Source organism: Pediococcus pentosaceus, from assembly GCF_001437285.1.
Taxonomy (GTDB): Bacteria; Bacillota; Bacilli; order Lactobacillales; family Lactobacillaceae; genus Pediococcus; species Pediococcus pentosaceus.
On record NZ_JQBF01000005.1, the window covers coordinates 106,874 to 123,578 of the forward strand.

The 16,705-nt window shown below is 35.4% G+C and carries 18 protein-coding genes and 4 tRNA genes; 5 read left to right on the top strand and 17 right to left on the bottom strand.

All coding sequences use genetic code 11. The features are described from left to right. Position 1: 1 nt before the first annotated feature. The gene (gene mraZ / locus IV86_RS06655) at positions 2-433 is read right to left on the bottom strand and encodes a division/cell wall cluster transcriptional repressor MraZ (protein ID WP_002833498.1); all 432 of its coding nucleotides are present in this window, start codon (positions 431-433) and stop codon (positions 2-4) included. Positions 434-720: 287 nt separating this feature from the next. Here mraZ and IV86_RS08620 point away from each other — a divergent pair, with 287 nt between their 5' ends. Then, positions 721-804, top strand: coding sequence for a DUF4044 domain-containing protein (locus IV86_RS08620; protein ID WP_229564005.1), 84 nt, complete (start codon positions 721-723; stop codon positions 802-804). A gap of 46 nt (positions 805-850) precedes the next feature. On the opposite strand, the gene IV86_RS06660 is transcribed toward IV86_RS08620, so the two are convergent. From IV86_RS06660 to IV86_RS06675, 4 genes are all read right to left on the bottom strand, one after another. Next, a complete protein-coding gene (locus IV86_RS06660) occupies positions 851-3,202 on the bottom strand; it encodes an FtsK/SpoIIIE family DNA translocase (protein ID WP_029258057.1) in 2,352 nt (783 codons plus the stop codon). A gap of 8 nt (positions 3,203-3,210) precedes the next feature. After that, on the bottom strand, positions 3,211-3,729 hold the full coding sequence (locus tag IV86_RS06665) for a tRNA (cytidine(34)-2'-O)-methyltransferase (protein WP_002833501.1): 519 nt from the start codon (positions 3,727-3,729) through the stop codon (positions 3,211-3,213). 177 nt (positions 3,730-3,906) lie between these two features. Continuing rightward, on the bottom strand, positions 3,907-5,049 hold the full coding sequence (locus IV86_RS06670; RefSeq protein WP_023440543.1) for an AI-2E family transporter: 1,143 nt from the start codon (positions 5,047-5,049) through the stop codon (positions 3,907-3,909). Positions 5,050-5,062: 13 nt separating this feature from the next. Further along, complete coding sequence (locus IV86_RS06675) at positions 5,063-5,419, bottom strand: PTS glucitol/sorbitol transporter subunit IIA (RefSeq protein ID WP_002833503.1); 357 nt, start codon at positions 5,417-5,419, stop codon at positions 5,063-5,065. A gap of 137 nt (positions 5,420-5,556) precedes the next feature. Here IV86_RS06675 and IV86_RS06680 point away from each other — a divergent pair, with 137 nt between their 5' ends. Beyond that, complete coding sequence (locus tag IV86_RS06680; RefSeq protein WP_002833504.1) at positions 5,557-6,567, top strand: lactonase family protein; 1,011 nt, start codon at positions 5,557-5,559, stop codon at positions 6,565-6,567. A 17-nt stretch (positions 6,568-6,584) separates the two neighbouring features. Continuing rightward, positions 6,585-7,214: a copper homeostasis protein CutC gene (locus IV86_RS06685; RefSeq protein ID WP_002833505.1), complete on the top strand. Its 630-nt coding sequence runs from the start codon at positions 6,585-6,587 to the stop codon at positions 7,212-7,214. Positions 7,215-7,261: 47 nt separating this feature from the next. Here IV86_RS06685 and mgtE read toward each other — a convergent pair whose 3' ends face one another. Genes mgtE through yjbM form a run of 4 tightly spaced genes read right to left on the bottom strand, consistent with a single transcriptional unit; the run spans position 7,262 to position 10,931 of the window. After that, positions 7,262-8,611, bottom strand: a complete 1,350-nt coding sequence (gene mgtE, locus IV86_RS06690; RefSeq protein WP_002833506.1) for a magnesium transporter — start codon at positions 8,609-8,611, stop codon at positions 7,262-7,264. Then, a complete protein-coding gene (locus tag IV86_RS06695) occupies positions 8,604-9,515 on the bottom strand; it encodes an RluA family pseudouridine synthase (RefSeq protein WP_029258058.1) in 912 nt (303 codons plus the stop codon). The genes mgtE and IV86_RS06695 overlap by 8 nt, the downstream gene beginning before the upstream one ends. Then, on the bottom strand, positions 9,505-10,314 hold the full coding sequence (locus IV86_RS06700) for an NAD kinase (protein WP_002833508.1): 810 nt from the start codon (positions 10,312-10,314) through the stop codon (positions 9,505-9,507). The genes IV86_RS06695 and IV86_RS06700 overlap by 11 nt, the downstream gene beginning before the upstream one ends. A gap of 2 nt (positions 10,315-10,316) precedes the next feature. Next, positions 10,317-10,931, bottom strand: coding sequence for a GTP diphosphokinase (yjbM, locus tag IV86_RS06705; RefSeq protein ID WP_002833509.1), 615 nt, complete (start codon positions 10,929-10,931; stop codon positions 10,317-10,319). 167 nt (positions 10,932-11,098) lie between these two features. Between yjbM and IV86_RS06710 the strand changes: the two genes are divergently transcribed. Continuing rightward, positions 11,099-11,695, top strand: a complete 597-nt coding sequence (locus IV86_RS06710; RefSeq protein ID WP_002833510.1) for a ClpXP adapter SpxH family protein — start codon at positions 11,099-11,101, stop codon at positions 11,693-11,695. A 10-nt stretch (positions 11,696-11,705) separates the two neighbouring features. Here the strand turns inward: IV86_RS06710 and IV86_RS06715 are convergent, their stop codons facing one another. From IV86_RS06715 to IV86_RS06730, 4 genes are all read right to left on the bottom strand, one after another. Then, complete coding sequence (locus IV86_RS06715) at positions 11,706-12,743, bottom strand: competence protein CoiA (RefSeq protein ID WP_056979453.1); 1,038 nt, start codon at positions 12,741-12,743, stop codon at positions 11,706-11,708. Positions 12,744-12,839: 96 nt separating this feature from the next. After that, positions 12,840-13,565: an adaptor protein MecA gene (locus tag IV86_RS06720; RefSeq protein WP_002833513.1), complete on the bottom strand. Its 726-nt coding sequence runs from the start codon at positions 13,563-13,565 to the stop codon at positions 12,840-12,842. A gap of 177 nt (positions 13,566-13,742) precedes the next feature. Beyond that, positions 13,743-14,141 (bottom strand): transcriptional regulator SpxA, encoded by a 399-nt coding sequence (gene spxA / locus IV86_RS06725; RefSeq protein WP_011673555.1) that lies wholly within the window; start codon positions 14,139-14,141, stop codon positions 13,743-13,745. 255 nt (positions 14,142-14,396) lie between these two features. After that, a complete protein-coding gene (locus IV86_RS06730; RefSeq protein ID WP_002833515.1) occupies positions 14,397-15,134 on the bottom strand; it encodes an MBL fold metallo-hydrolase in 738 nt (245 codons plus the stop codon). 109 nt (positions 15,135-15,243) lie between these two features. Here IV86_RS06730 and IV86_RS06735 point away from each other — a divergent pair, with 109 nt between their 5' ends. Continuing rightward, positions 15,244-15,729 (top strand): monooxygenase, encoded by a 486-nt coding sequence (locus tag IV86_RS06735; protein WP_232625431.1) that lies wholly within the window; start codon positions 15,244-15,246, stop codon positions 15,727-15,729. Between the two features lie 464 nt (positions 15,730-16,193). On the opposite strand, the gene IV86_RS06745 is transcribed toward IV86_RS06735, so the two are convergent. The 4 genes from IV86_RS06745 to IV86_RS06760 form a co-directional block, all read right to left on the bottom strand. Further along, positions 16,194-16,264 (bottom strand) — tRNA-Cys (locus IV86_RS06745). 84 nt (positions 16,265-16,348) lie between these two features. Beyond that, a tRNA-Leu gene (locus IV86_RS06750) sits at positions 16,349-16,432 on the bottom strand. A 47-nt stretch (positions 16,433-16,479) separates the two neighbouring features. Continuing rightward, a tRNA-His gene (locus IV86_RS06755) sits at positions 16,480-16,552 on the bottom strand. 5 nt (positions 16,553-16,557) lie between these two features. Then, a tRNA-Trp gene (locus tag IV86_RS06760) sits at positions 16,558-16,631 on the bottom strand. Between the last annotated feature and the right edge of the window lie 74 nt (positions 16,632-16,705).

The window sequence follows — 16,705 nt, forward strand, 5'->3', positions numbered from 1 at the left end:
ATCACAATCCAAAGTCAATTAAATTTTCGGCGATATCGTCGAAGTTTTCTTCAGTTTCTTCAATAGTTTCTTCCCAGCGGGCTTTATTCCATATCTCAACTCGATTAGAAACCCCCACCAGGACACATTCTTTTTGTAATTCCGCATGTAATCTCAGTTTTTTAGGAATAATAATTCTTCCTTGCTTATCAAAATCACATTGGACAGCATCTGCAAACATAAAACGTACAAATGCACGATTATTCTTCTTATTAGAAGGTAGTTGACTGAGCTTCTCCTCAACTAGACGCCATTCAGACAAAGGATAGACAAATAAGCATCCATCCAGCCCTCTCGTAACAACAAAGTTGCTATCCAGTTGATCTCGAAATTTAGATGGAATGATTAGACGTCCTTTTGAATCAAGTGAATGCTCAAATTCACCCATGAACATGAAACCGCCTCCGTCAACTAAATCTATAACAATATTACCACTTCCCCCCACTTTCCACCACTTAAAACCCGAATGTTTTTCTTTTATTTGAAAAAAATTAACATACTTAGAAAAAGTATGAATTTATCAATAGTTCTTAGCCATAAAAGTAATCATTTCGAGGTGGGGATTTTTTCTAATTTGCCTTAAAAATACACTTATTGTAAAATTATCCTAAGTCAATCAAGAAAGTAGTGTTTTGAATGTATAATAAAAAGAAAAAGAAAAGCGGTTTACAAAAAACCATCATGATTTTTGTTTGGATTATGATTATCTTGACCTTGGGAAGTGTGCTTTACGCTCCTCTGGCTCAATTGTTTGGTGCAAATTAATCAGAATATAAAAAAAAGATTTAAGACAGATTGTCTTAAATCTTTTTTATTCTTTTTCACGATATACTTTACGAGGTTTACTACCTTCTTGAGGACCGATGATACCATTATCTTCAAGTTGATCCATAATACGGGCAGCGCGATTATATCCCACTCGGAACTTCCTTTGAAGCATTGAAGTACTTGCCCTTTGCATATCTGTTACTAATTGAACAGCTTCCGCATAATACTCATCTAATTCCCCACTATCATTTTCTTCAATTTCTTGGTCACTAATATCTAAAGTTTCATCATAGTCAGCAGATTGTTGTTTCTTAACAAAATCAATAATCTCCTTAACATCATGATCCGAAATAAATGCCCCTTGTACACGTTCAGGCTTGTTCTGACCCATCGGAAAGAACAACATATCTCCTCTTCCTAATAACTTTTCTGCTCCATTAGCATCAATGATTGTTCTCGAATCGATTCCCGACGCTACCGCAAAGGCAATTCTGGATGGCACATTAGCTTTAATCAAACCGGTAACCACGTTAACGGACGGACGTTGTGTCGCAATAATCATATGTATTCCTGCAGCACGTGCAAGCTGTGCCAGCCTAATAATTGCATCTTCAACTTCATTGGAAGCTACCATCATTAAATCAGAAAGTTCATCAACCACAACCACAATATATGGCATTTTTGGACGATTCATCCCGTCTGCTGCATTCTGTTCTTCGATGAAATCATTGTAGCTTTTAATATTTCGTTGATTTAGTTCAGCAAACAAATCATATCGATGTTGCATCTCTGCGACCACCTTATGCAGCGCTTTAGCAGCTTTTCTAGCATCGGTCACCACTGGGGTTAGTAGATGCGGAATGTCATTATAGATTCCAAGTTCTACCTTCTTAGGATCAATTAGAATTAATTTAACCTCATCTGGACGAGCATTCATTAAGATTCCGGTAATAATGACATTAATCATCACTGATTTTCCAGAACCTGTAGCTCCCGCAATTAGTAAATGCTGCATTTTAACTAAGTTAGCTTCTACTAGATTACCCGAAACATCTCGACCAACAGGAACTTTAAGTGGGTCTTCTGGATGGGCCGGTTGAGATTCAATAATGTCTCTAAATGAAACTGTCGAAATTGTTCGATTAGGAACCTCAATTCCAATTAATGACTTTCCCGGAATTGGAGCTTCAATACGAATATCTTTTGCGGCTAGAGCTAACGCTAAGTCATCGGCCAAGCCAACAATTTTACTAACTTTAACACCAATCGCTGGATGAATTTCGTATTCCGTCACAGAAGGCCCCATCTTCACGCTTTCAACGGAAGCATCAACTCCAAAACTATTTAAAGTATCTTGTAAAATTTTAGTATTCTTTTTAATTGAAGAATATTCGGAACTCTGGTCTGTTTGTGGAATTTCAGTTAATAGTTCCGATGATGGTAAGCGATAATTAGGATTAGTCTTAGACTCACTATCAAATCCACTATTAATTTCTAAATCATTATTGTTAACCTGATTCTTAGGTTTACGTTGAATTTTATTAGTAGTCGCAATTTCAATTTTTGGTTCAATTGGATGTTCGGTTCCTCTAGTTCCATCAACGATAGGTTCTTCCAAAACTTTTTCATCCGTTTTGGTAACTTCAACTACTGGTTTAGATGCCCTGTGCATTGATCGAGTAACACCCGTTTTACTTGATTCATTTCTGGTTTTTGATTGTTCTTTTTCTGAAAAATCTAAATTGCTGAACCAGTCGTATACATTGTTTGCAGCAGATTTAAAACTAGCGATCGCATGTCGTATGGTCCAAGCAAATCCAATTCCAATTTTTTCCAAAACCTGATCAAATGGGATACCAAACAGAACTACCAGCCCCATCCCCATTAGAATAACTGAAAAGAGCATGCTCCCTACGCTGCTAAGCAAAAAATGAGTTGCGGTATATAAAGTTGCTCCACCAATTCCTCCTCCAACATCATTTGTAGAGGTTTGTTCTAGAAAGGATCGTTCAATGCCATCAATGGCCCGACTGATAAACCCATTTTCTAATCTTAAGCTACTGGCAAATTGATACTCTACCCACAATAAATATCCTAACAAAGTCAAGCTAAGTCCAATTACTCGATCTGTTATTCCATTAAAAGACAATTCTTTTCCCATGAATAAAAGATACAATCCATAGATGAATAGAATAATGAATAAAATTGGGCTAAGACTACCAACAAAGATTCTAAACATGTTAGCGACTAAAATTCCTAGAAATCCTCGACCAAAATACCCTAATATTGCAACTAAAACGTAAGTTAAACCTAAAAGATTTTTTGTTGGTACTTGGGTCTTTTGCTTAGTTTTACGTCTTGTCTTTGTTTTTCGTTTTTTTCTTGTTTTTGCCATATCAAATCCTATTTTAATTTATCATTTTCATACAAATGGCTCATCTCTAAATTAGGGAATCCTTGTTGACGTAACACTTCATAAATTACAATCGCCGCTGAATTCGACAAATTTAGTGCCCGAATGTTTTCATCATTTTGTGGAATCCGTATTGCACATTCTTCATATTGCCGCATAAATGCTTCGGGTAGCCCTGTAGTTTCTTTCCCAAACAATAAATAATTATCTTCATCATTATTTTCGCTGGTATAATCTGCCTGTGAGTATGCACGTTTAGCAAATTTTGAAACAACAAATAATCTTTTTTTATCAGGAACCGTTGCTAAAAATTCGGGTAAATTTTCATGATATACAATTTCAACTTTGTCCCAATAATCCAGCCCTGCACGCTTTACCGTCTTATCATTGATGGTAAATCCCAAAGGTTTAATTAAGTGCAAAACTGTATTTGTACCCGCACAAGTACGAGCAATATTACCAGTATTAGCCGGCATTAGTGGTTCAAATAATACAATGTGATTTGTCATAATTTTTCTCCAAATATTTTTTAGAATTAAAAACGCAGATACTCGGTATTACGCGGCGAGTATCTACGTTCGTGAAGTCAATCTGCCCGTTTCAAACGAACATAGTCGATATTGCGATCAAACGATTTCAACTGCATATTAACATTACTTTTTAGTTTCCGCAAACTCCGCTTTAGTTCAGTCATATCCACCGATATTTTTCTTAAATGCTCTAAATCCATGAATAAACAGAACTTTTAGAACCGCGTAAGCTGGAATCCCAAATATCACGCCAACCAAACCAAAAATCTGTCCAGAGGCTAGCAATACAACCAAAATAGTAACCGGATGAATATCCAAATTACTACCTAAAACAAGCGGTGAAACAAAACGGCCTTCAATTGTTTGTTCAATTACGAAGACTATCAAAACCTTGACCAGCATGATGGGCGAAACAAAAGCTCCAATTACAATTGAGGGTACCATCGCTAAGAATGATCCTAAATATGGAATTAAATTGAGAAAACCTGCAGCTACTCCTAAGGTTAGGGCAAATTTAAGACCAATAATTGAATACCCAATAAAGAAAATTACTGCCACAAAAAATGCCACAATCAATTGTCCTCGGATGTACTGACTTAACTGTGTATTGATTTCTGTTAAAATTTGAATGAATCCATCCCGGCGTTTAACAGGAAAAACTTGTGCGATAAAATGAGGTAACCGATGTCCATCCTTTAATAAATAGAAAAGAATAAACGGCATTGTAATAATGCCAATAACTATTTTGGTAATCAAACCAATCACACTACCTAACGATGTGACCGTGTTATCCGCAAATTCGGTTGCCTTCTTACTCCATGATTGAACAGTATTACTACCAATACCATCAATTTGTTTTTTTAAATCTCCTAGGCGCGGATCTTTTAAGAATCCTTCGACCTTCTCAACTCCTGAATTCCAGTAGTCCGGCCAATTTTTAATCAATGCCGCGGATTGCTCCCGAATAACCGGAATGACAGACACAATTCCTGCAATAATTAAAATCGTGATTAAGACAAAGATGATCGTAATTGATAAAACTCGTTTCAATTTAAATCGCTGTTCTAATTTATCAACTAGTGGATTAATCAGATAATATAAGACTCCCGCTAAAATAATGGGAAAACCCACAATTCCGAAAAATTCCTTTAGTGGACTAAAAATCCATGTGACTTTTGAAATCATGTATAAAATCATCAAAAATAATAAAATGATGATTAAACTTACCACTGGCCTATTATCTAATACAAGCTTATTAAACCAGCTTCTCCAATACTTATTTCTTGGTTTATTGTCCACTGTTGTTCACCGCCTACATATATATAATCTCTTCTCCAACTTTAAATTCTGGAAATTGGTTAGGTGTTAAATAGATTGCACTTTCCAACGGTTTTTCAGGTACCGGTTTAAATTCCAGCGTTGTATGCCCAATCATTTGTAAGTTATTATTCACTAAACTACCAACAAAATTAATTTGATATTCAGTTTTACCTATCTTAATTTTGCCACCTTTTTTCAAAGCAAATTTTTGATGCTTTTGATCATCAATCGCTTGAATAATCGCAATGTTTTTTAAATCCGGTGTTGCAGTTTCGTCGAATAAAATGGCTAAAGCATCTTTTTTTGAAATCGCATCCGGTCCGACACTCATAATTTTTGCTGAAATCATCAAGACAAACACCCTTTCTATATTCTTATTTCATTGTATCATATCGCATAGTATTATCCCTTTAGTAAGCGCATTCAATACTAACTAAATGTGGTATACTTGTTGTTAATGTTTAAAAGAGCAAGGAGGACTATTTTATGATTGAATCCATTCTATTAGGAACATATACAAAGCAAACTAGTAAGGGTGTTTATCAAATTGATTTAGATACTGATTCAAAACAGTTAACTAATTTACAGTTAGTTACTGAAGTTGAAAACCCCACTTATTTAGCACTTAGCAAGAAAAATATTTTATATGCTGTTGACCGTTTTGATAACCAAGGTGGCTTATCTGTTACAGATTTATATTCACCCCAAAACGTTCTTCAACATATCGTAACTCCTGGTACTCCTCCGGCTTATGTCACAGTTGATGAAAAACATCAATTCGTCTTTGATGCAAACTATCACGAAGGTACTCTTCATGCCTATAGTATTAATAATGATCACACACTAACCCTAGATAGTACTTTTACTAATACGGGTAAAGGCCCTCTAAAAGAGCAAGACGGTTCACATTTGCATTACGTTGACCGCACTCCTGATGGTAAATTGATTGCTTGTGATTTAGGGACTGACCAAGTTTTCGTTTTAGATTATGATTCAACTGGTTTTAAAATTATTAGCACTTTCGAAACCACTCCTGGATTTGGCCCACGCCATATAGTTTTCAATAATACTGGTGATACAGCCTACCTAGTTGGTGAATTATCCAGCTCGGTAGCAGTACTTAATTATAAGGATTGCCAGCTAACCCATCTCCAAACTATTAAGACCATTCCGGATGATTGGAACCAACATAATGGTTGTGCGGCAATTCGCATTACTGATGATAGTCGCTTCTTATACGTTTCAAATCGCGGTTATGATTCCATTGCCGTTTTTGAAATCCAAGCTGATGGTCAATTGAAACTCATCCAAAATATCAGTGTTGAAGGAAGTTTTCCTCGTGACTTTGCTTTAAGTCATGAACAAAACTTTTTAGTAGTCGGAAACCAAACTACTAATAATTTATCTTTATTTGAAAGAAATTCTAATGATGGTAAACTGGAATTGATTCAAAAAGACGTTGCAGCTCCTGAAGTTGTATGTGTTCACTTTAAATAAAAAGAACGGAGAGAATTATGTTTAAAGAAATTCCAGTAGAAAATTTTACTGATATTCCAGCTTTAATTGCTAAAGGTGCCAATCGAATTGAACTTTGCGATAATCTCGCCGTTGGTGGTACCACCGTTAGTAAAGGTGTAATGGCCGAAACACAAAAGTATGCTAGTGAGCATGGGATACCTGTCATGGCAATGATTCGCCCGCGTGGTGGTAATTTCGTGTACAACGACATCGAACTTAAGATTATGGAAACAGATCTTTTTCAAGCCCAAGAGTTAGGGGTTGACGGCGTTGTCTTCGGTGCTCTTACGTCTGATGGAAGCTTAGATGAAGAAGCAATGGAACAATTGATCGGTGCTGCAAGTGGAATGCAAATCACTTTCCATATGGCTTTCGATGCAATTCCTACCGCAAAACAGACTGAGAGTATTGATTGGCTAGTGGAACATGGAGTGGATCGCATTCTTACGCATGGCGGTTCTTTAGATCAACCTATTGAAAAGGGTTTAGAACAAATTAAATCTAATCTTAAGTATGCTGCTAATCGCATTATTATAATGCCCGGTGGTGGCATAACCTCACAGAATGCTGAAGGTATTCAAAATGAGTTAGGGGTTCATGAACTCCATGGTTCAAAATTAATCTAAAACAAAAAGACATGCAATCACTGTTACGTGATCCATGTCTTTTTGTTTTAGTAAAAGTTTGCTAAACATATTGTAGCAATATTAAAGTAAATCAAAATTGAAGTTATATCACTTAAAGTTGAGATGAACGGACCACTGGCTACAACCGGATCCATTCCTAACTTTTCCATAATAATCGGTATTAAAGTTCCGACAAGGTTAGCAACAAAGATTGCCCCACTCATCGCCGCCCCAACGATAATTCCTAAAACCATGTTTTTTTGCCAGAATAAAATCACCGCAAAAATAGCAATTCCTGTTAATAGACCAATTAAAATACCGGTAATAACTTCATTCAAAATTAGTTTAAAAACACTATCGCCTTCTTCATCATTAGCTAGTCGGCGGATTGCTACAGCTAAACTTTGTGTACCGGCGTTCCCTGCAGTACCTGTAATTAAAGTGATAAATACTGCCAACACGCCAAATTTATCGAGTACATTTTGAAATTGGCTAATAACCATTGCACTAATTAATCCTAAAAACAGCATAGTTACTAACCAAGGAATTCGGCTTTTGACAGCTTTCCAAGGATTTTCTGACATATCTTCAGAATTAACCCCAGCTAAACGTGAATAATCCTGTGCCGACTCTTCGTCAATAACGTCGATAATATCATCAACCGTGATAATTCCTAACATTTTATTACGTTCATCAACAACTGGAATTGCAATAAAGTTATAATCACGAATTTGGGCAGCAATTTCAGTTTGATCCTCATCATCTCTTACAGATACCACGTTCGTATTCATGATTCGTTTGATAAATACATCATCCGGATTAACAATTAAATCCTTAACTGAAATCACTCCAATTAATTGATTAGATTCGTTAACTACATAAATGTATGAAATAGTTTCCGCATATTGAGCTTCCTGTTTAACTTGATTCATAGCCGAGCCCACCGTTGTATCTACGGCAACTGAAATGAATTCAGTTGTCATCAACGCACCAGCAGTTTTTTCTTCATACTTAAGTAATTGGCGAACTCGGGCAGCATCTACGGGTTGCATATATGATAGAAGTTTATGTAACTTATCATTTCGAACAGCTCCTAAAATATCCGCTTCGTTATCATCATACATCCCGTTCAACAACGCTGCAGCATAACTAGGTGCCATTTCGTCCAGATATTCTGCAATTAAATCTGGTTCATCATCAAGTTCATCAAACGTATCCGCCAGCTCATCCGGGTCTAGATACTTGTACACGAGAAGACGTTCTTCACGCGTTAATTCACCAAAAAAACGACCTTGATCATAATTATGTAAATCAAGGAAATCTTCTTTAAATTTTTTGGAATGATGTTTTAATAATTCTATTTTTAATTTTTCAAAAATAGCTTGAGTATTATCCATGCTCTTCGTCCTTCTCTTTATTCCAATATTCAAGCATATCATCTGGAATAGACGTTTTGATATCGATCATTTTTTCCGTAAAAACATTTTTAAAAGTTAGAGAGAAACAATGTAAGGCTTGTCGTTGTAAGATATCGTTAGCCATCCCACCGTATAATTCATCTCCGACTAATGGATGTCCAATTGAACTAAAATGAACTCGAATTTGGTGAGTACGACCAGAATGTAGTTTTACTTTCAGCAAAGTAAAATTTTTGAAGGTATCCTCCACCCAATATTCGGTCAAAGACGGCTTCCCTTCGCCCATTGGAGCTACCATCCTTTTAATAAATGAATCTGGGTCACGTTGAATCGGTGTTTCAATGATGCCATGTTGGTTAGTAAATGTTCCCTCTACAATCGTCAAATACATCTTGTTAATTTTACGTTGACGTAAATCTTGATCCATCACTGTATGAGCAAATCGATGCTTAGCGAAAATTACTAATCCTGATGTATCCTGATCTAACCGAGTTACCACATGGACAACTCGGCTCTCATAATTATTTTTAACATAATAGTTTTTAACCCGGTTAACTAATGTATCCTTTTGATTAGCTGCAGATTGTACGGTTGGTAAGAAGGGTGGCTTATTTACAATCAAATAATCTGCATCTTCATATCGAACATCAATTGGTACATCAGATAGCCCTACATGTGGATTACTAGGTTCAGGTGGCAAAGTCACTTCAACTAAATCGCCTTTTTCAACCATTGCATTTGTTCTCGTAGGTAATCCATTCACAAAAATCTTACCGCCATTAAACTTAATACTTTTTAATAATGACCTTGAAATTCTTTTCCTACCCAAGAAAGTCCGTAGGTGCTGCCGACTCTCAAAGTTAACTATCCATCTAAACTTCATCGATACTACCAATGAAGGAATTTCGAACTCGATTCCAAAATCCAGTATGACGATACTTTAAGAATTTCACTTTTTGTTCATCAATGCTATAGTGAACCTCTTTGACATGTTTATCCAGTAAATCGATACGATCTGCTGTAAAATTGTAGGTTCGATGGAAACTAGGTACTGGCCTAATTGTAATAGTTTCGTTGGGCGCCATAATTAAAGAAGCTCCCACCGTTCGAAAAACGCGATTATTAATTGACGCAATTTCAGCCATTTGTAATACTTCTAATCTAGGATGTACAATCGCTCCACCTACCGAACGATTGTATGCCGTTGATCCTGTTGGTGTAGAAATACACAGACCGTCCCCACGGAAACGTTCAAATAGATTATCACCAATCAATACATCCGCTACCATTGTCCCAGACAATTTACGTAATGTGGACTCGTTAACTGCCTTATAACTAATGTGTGAACCATCTGTATGAGTCACATCAATATTTAACAATGGATACGAAACTTCAGCTCCTCCATCACTCTTCAAAGCCTTAATTAAAGTTTCCAATTCATATTCGCGCCAGTCTGTGTAAAAACCTAGATGTCCCGTATGTACACCTACAAATCGGACCTCTTCAAGAAGATTAAGATATTTTTGAACGGCAGATAGTAACGTCCCATCCCCCCCAATGGTAATCACCACCGTAGGTTTTTCGTTATCAATTACAATCTCATTTTGAGATAAAATCTTTGCTAAATCTTTACCAACTTGAATGGAATGCTCATCATTTGAATGATAAATAGCTACTCTCATATTTAGACATCCTTTTGTTCTTTTTGTGCTAATAAAATTTGTTTTCTGATTTCAGACATTTCTTTGTCTAATTCATATGATTTAACCGAGGCCTTCTGCAACCGTGTTCTTAGTTCTTTTGGAAATTCTCCGTCAAATTTATAATTTAAAGAGTGCTCGATTGTAGCCCAAAAATTCATTTCAAGTGTACGTACTTGAATTTCTGCTAAAATTTTCTTTTGACCATTCATCATTTGAACCGGATATTCCACCACAATATGATAAGAACGGTAACCACTAGGTTTTTCATTTTCGACATAGTCTCGCTCTTCAATTACCGTCATATCAGTACGCTTCCGAATTAAATCGACAACTTCATAGATATCTTCTACGAATTGACACATAACACGGACGCCAGCTATATCCTGCATGTCTTGTTCTATGCGTTCTTCTAGGACTTGGCGACGAACCATCTTTTCTTTTATACTTTCAACTGGTTTTACTCGTCCAGTCACAAACTCAATTGGACTTTCTTCTCCATTTTTTAGAAACTGAGTTCTCATACCCCTAAGCTTAACCTTTAATTCAGAAACAGCCTGGGAATATGGTAATAAAAAGGTATCCCAATCTTTAATCATGCGTATCCCTCCGAACCAAATTAACAACCTCTTCTATTCTATCATAGAAACTAAAACTTCTTTTTAAACATTGTTTTCAGATTTTTTAAAACAAAATAATTGATTTTATATTTAAATTTGGTAAAGTAAAGACAGTTTGACTTATGTAATTCTTTGGAGGAATTAAAATGCTTGAAACTTATCTTTTCATCACTCCCTGGGGTGATGAGTGCTTTAACTGCGAAAAAGAAACTATTCGATATTTTAAATATGCTGAGGAGAAAGTTGATTTTAAAATTATTACAGTTTTAAATATGAACGTTGTCCTTAAATTCATTAAACGCAATCAACTTAAAGACGCTAATTATAACGAACTTTTTAACCGAATGTATCTAACTAGCCTTGATTATAAAGCCGCTAGTTATCAAGGAAAAGCCAAGGGACGTGCTTTCTTAATGGCAATGCAAAATGCAATCATTGACAACAATGTCCCATATTCATTTGAATTAGGTAGCACTATTGCTAGACAAGCTGGTTTAGATACAGCCATGTTTGAAGAAGATCGCCAATCAAAAATGACGCAAGAAGACTTTAAACGGGATCAAAAACTTGCTCATGAAATGGGCGCCGAAGACATCCCAGCAGCGGTTATCTTTAATCTTAAAGATGAAGAATGTGGAGTCTTAATGGATCACTATGACTACCAAACTCTTGCATCGGTGTGTCAATTAAAAATGATTCAAAAGACTCAGCCCAAGAAGTTGTTTACCCCTAAAACCCTATAGTCTCCTAAAATCAAAGCTTACTTATCCTACTTTGATTTTTTTTTGCCAATTTTTCTGATAATGAATTATACCATTGCACTTTTTGAGAAATAAAATACCATTCGCCATCATTACTGATAACGATGTTTTTCTCTAAAAGCATTTGCCAAAATTCAATATCAATTTGAGTAATATCAGTGATAGATACTTTAACTTTTTGTTCTGCTAAAACCAAAAAGCGCACTCGATTTAGTAGTGGAATCCCACGATTCCTAAAATCAGTGCACAGTCGTGGAAAATGAACCGTCCAAGGACATCCCATTAAATTTTTACCATTTGTATAGCACAATTGTTGTATTTCTACATATCGTTGGTCAATTTGATTTCCTAGTAAGGAATGTTCAATCTTGTAAGCCTCATATTCAACGGTAGGTAATTTGGGTCTTATAAATTCATTTTGATGACCTTTGCAATTAAAAATTCTTTCTTGATAAAGAACTTTGCCTAAAACTGCTCGTTGCATATTAAAAAATACATGGGGAGCTTCTTGTTTAAGAGCATCCCAAGCTAAGATCCACCATCCTTCTTTTTTAGAAAAACGGCCAAATTTCTGTACGGTTTGAAAAAGACTTCCTTTTCCAAGATGTTTAGGGCCCGCAATCCAATAAGAGATTAACCCTAATTTCAAATACGCTTTAGTCCTTTTTTGAATTTCCTTTAACTTAATTGGACTACATTGATATTCAACTAAGTATATGTGGTCATCGATTTCAACTCTCAAATCCGCTCTTTGCTTAATTTCTGGTAGATAAAATTCCGTCTGTACAGAAATTTGACGTTGATTGAAGAAATCGACGACCTTTTTTTTACCCATTAAATGACGTTTAGTTTCACCTTTTGGCTGATAGCCTTGTTTCTTAGTAAAGGATTGATGGGCAAAATAGTTCTTTTTGTATTGCCCGCTACATAGTTTTAACGCTCGTTGGCAACTTGGACAAAAGTACTTTTCATTCCGATCAGCCTTTCTTGCTTCCACTAAAGTTCCGTTTTTAGTTATTCCAATTTTCATTAGGTTCACCCCAATATAGAAATACGGCTTTTGGGATCTTTCCCACGAAAAAAACACAACAAATTAATGTTGTGTTTTGGTAAAATCTATTTTTGATTATTTAAAATAACGCTTAGCCAGCTCTAAAGCTGCTCCATCCATAACTACTTCGCCATGTTCTCTAAGAACCTCGCTTGAAACAATAGTCGAATTCCCATATTCATACGCGATTGCTAAGTCATTCTTAATAGTTTCAGGGGAATTTTCACTGGTAAAGAAAGTTAATTCTAAATAATATATGTCATGATAACGGTACAGAACTGACTCAATTCCACTATTGGTTTTTATCAATTCTGCAATACTTGGTAAGCTTTCAAAATCCTCTAACTCTATCACTGATTTTTGCGTACTTCCAACTCCATTAGCATAGCCATTTAGATCAGCTGGATTTCCGTCACTCGTATAGCTTGAATCATCGTTATTTTTATCATTTGAATCTGTTTCGGCCAATTTTCTCTTTAAAAAGTCCGACACTTCATCCATCTCCCCATTACTAGGAGCATTGTCTTTTGATACTGATTTTATAGCTTCTTCCATGCCATCAGTTGGGTTCTTACTAATGTATAGTTCTAACCCATTACGGTTAGGTAGCACTTGGAAAGTAACAGCATCATTACTAGCAAACTGATGATCTGTATCTACCTCTTCTAATACCGAATAAAAGAAGCTCTCGATTTCTTTATGATTATCAAGTAAATCTAGGAACGTCACACCTCGCTCATTTAAATCATCCGAACTAATTGTTACTCGGATTGTATCATCATTAATTCGTTCCATTTCCATTAATCAGCACCTCCAGTTCTATCGAAACTGAATGGAAATAACAGTATATTTGTTTCCTATAATTATCCCACAAAATATAAGACAATACCACCTGTCCGTTTCAGGTTACCCAAAATAAAAAGAATCATTTCGAGTTACTGTGGAGCCTTGTAAACCCAAAGTGATTCTTTTTCTATTTTAAAGGTTTGCGATACTTTGTGCTTTTGCCAATTCCAGTTGACGTACTTTTCGTGGTAAGAAACGACGAATTTCATCTTCGTTATAACCAACTTGAAGTCGTTTGTCATCCATGATAATTGGACGTCGAAGCAATCCAGGATTTTCTTCAATTAAATTAATAAGTTGTTGGAGTGGTAAATCGTCCAAATCAACATTTAACTCTTGGAAAACTTTAGAGCGGCGAGAAATAATTTCTTCCGTACCATTCTCAGTCATCCGAAGAACTCTTTTAATTTCTTCGGCACTTAAGGGTTCAGAAAAGATATTTCTTTCTGTAAAATCAATTCTGTGTTCTTTCAACCACGCTTTTGCTTTTCGACACGAAGTACAACTTGGTGATGTGTATAAAATAACCATATTAAATTCCCCCTTTGGTGACCTGTACATTACTTAACCTGTAATTAAAATTGTACAATGTTATTTAGCTTTTGTCCACCCCCCCGTTAACCTTTTTTCTTACAAAAAATAAATATAACAAAGGCATGCTTTTTAGAATAAGACCGTTTATTTCACACTAAATTTACACATTGGATAATTATGTTAAATAATTTTAAAAATAGAATTTAATAAAAACTTATAGAATACAAAAATCATAAGTTATGAAACTGTTTTCTAAATTTCGATGGTAAGCCCAACTTTAGGCGCAAAAACGTTGTTTTTATTTTTTGAAAATTGTTTTGTTTCTTTTAACATTTCGTCAATATCAATCTGTGGAGATAAGTGGCTGATCATTAATTGCTTTGCATTAGACTTATTAAATAACTCTGCCGTCTCTTTTGTACTTAGATGCCATTTTATTCCAGTATGATTACTCAAAAAATTGGTATCTGTTACTAATAAATCACTATTAGTTGCAAATTTAACTAATTCGTCAAAATATCTTGTATCAGACGTAAATGTGAAAATTTTTCCAGTTTCTCGTTCTACAATTCGCGTTGCAAACGCTGGAACTGGGTGAATCGTCTTTTTGAAACTAACTGTAAAAGGACCTAAATCAATTTCTTCATTCTCATTATAACCTACGCCTTGAGAAGCGTTTGGCCAAGTTAAAGCTCCAAAATTTAGTGGGTCTTCTGTATGCCCATATATTGGCAAAATTTCAACTTTATTCTTGGAATTTAGTTGCCATTGATACTGTAATACCCCTAAGTCAGCGGTATGATCATGATGATAATGTGTTAAAAGTACTGCATCTAAATCAAGTGGATTCAAATGCCTTTGTAATTCCAATAAAGTTCCTGAACCGGTATCTAACAATAAATTATAATTACCACTTTGCACTAAGTACCCTGTCGTTCCCACATTTTCGCTAGGATATCCACCATAATATCCTAAAACTGTTATTTTCATATTTAATTCCTCCCAATTACTTTATGTATCTATTTTAACGCAAAGTTATAATGGTTTTCGATTCGTTTTAAAACAACTATAATAGAACATGGATGGAGGTGCTTATGTAATGAAAAATTTAAATGTATCTTTCGGTAGTGAACCCGTTTTAAGAGAAATCAAAGAAAAATATGCTTCTCGTAAGATGACTTTATTATCAAACTCTGCTAAAGAAACTAGCTTTCAATTAGTTGATTTTTCCGACCAGAAAAATGTTTTTTACTCGCTTAATCGTTATAGAGTTCTTTTTGAAAGTCCATTCTTAAATATGGGTGATATTTTTATTTATGATTTTTTTGATTTAGCAGGTGATTCTCTCTCAGCTTTTGATGAAAAGGTGCGTCATTGGAGTGGCATTAATGCTGACTCTAGTTTTTTGCAAAGTGTACTTTTACTATCTCCTCTAGATGGAAAACCACATAATCGTGCTGTTCTAACCATCTGGAGTACGAATAAGTCCGATCAAGTCACTTTAGATACACACGATCTGAAAAAAACTTTGGAGCCTTACGTGAACCACAACTATTTTAGAACTACTTATAAAGTACTGTTGTAATACTATGAAATTATAGTTATTATACTGTATACTGTTATAACGTATATAGAAAGGAATGGTTCAAATTTTCTTAAAGAAGAACAATAAGGCTTTAATTTCAAATATTATTTTTGACTTTATTGTTGGGATTTTCTTTGTTTATTATCTAAAGGTCTCAGCTGACGTTTCTACATTCTTACGTACTATTTTAATTGTCTTTGCTGCTTATGACTTTACAGACATGTTTTTTAGTATCAAATTATTAATAGAACAAAAAAGAAATTCTAAAAAATAAACTTTCATAAGTAAAAAAGCACCTATTAATGCAACAGTGCTTCCCAATTAGTCAGATATTTGATCTAACTTTTAGGGAGTACTGAACGTTAATAGGTGCTTTTCTTTCAAGAAAGACTCTACTGCATTTCTAACACAGTTAAATTAAAGTACAAAAAAAGAGTTAGTTAAAACTAACCCATTATTATTAAAGGCGGTAACCGGATTTGAACCGGTGATGAAGGTTTTGCAGACCTCTGCCTTACCACTTGGCTATACCGCCATTATAATAAAAAAGTGTAATTACTCGCATAAAAATTACACGAAAATTACACGAAATAGCTCGATAACAATCTTACTAAATTTATGCCGCCGGTGGGGGTCGAACCCACACTCCCGTGAAGGAACTGGATTTTGAGTCCAGCGCGTCTGCCAATTCCGCCACAGCGGCATCTAGCGTTGCTATATTATAAAGTAGGTCTTTAAATCAACCTAAAGGGCGGTATGTGGGAATCGAACCCACGCGTGCCGGAGCCACAATCCGGTGCGTTAACCACTTCGCCAATACCGCCATCATGGCAGGGATAGTAGGAGTTGAACCCACACTGACGGTTTTGGAGACCGTAGTTCTACCATTAAACTATATCCCTATCATTGGTAAAAACAAAACTAAATGTGAACTAAACGTTCACTATGGCGCGGGACAGAATCGAACTGCCGACAC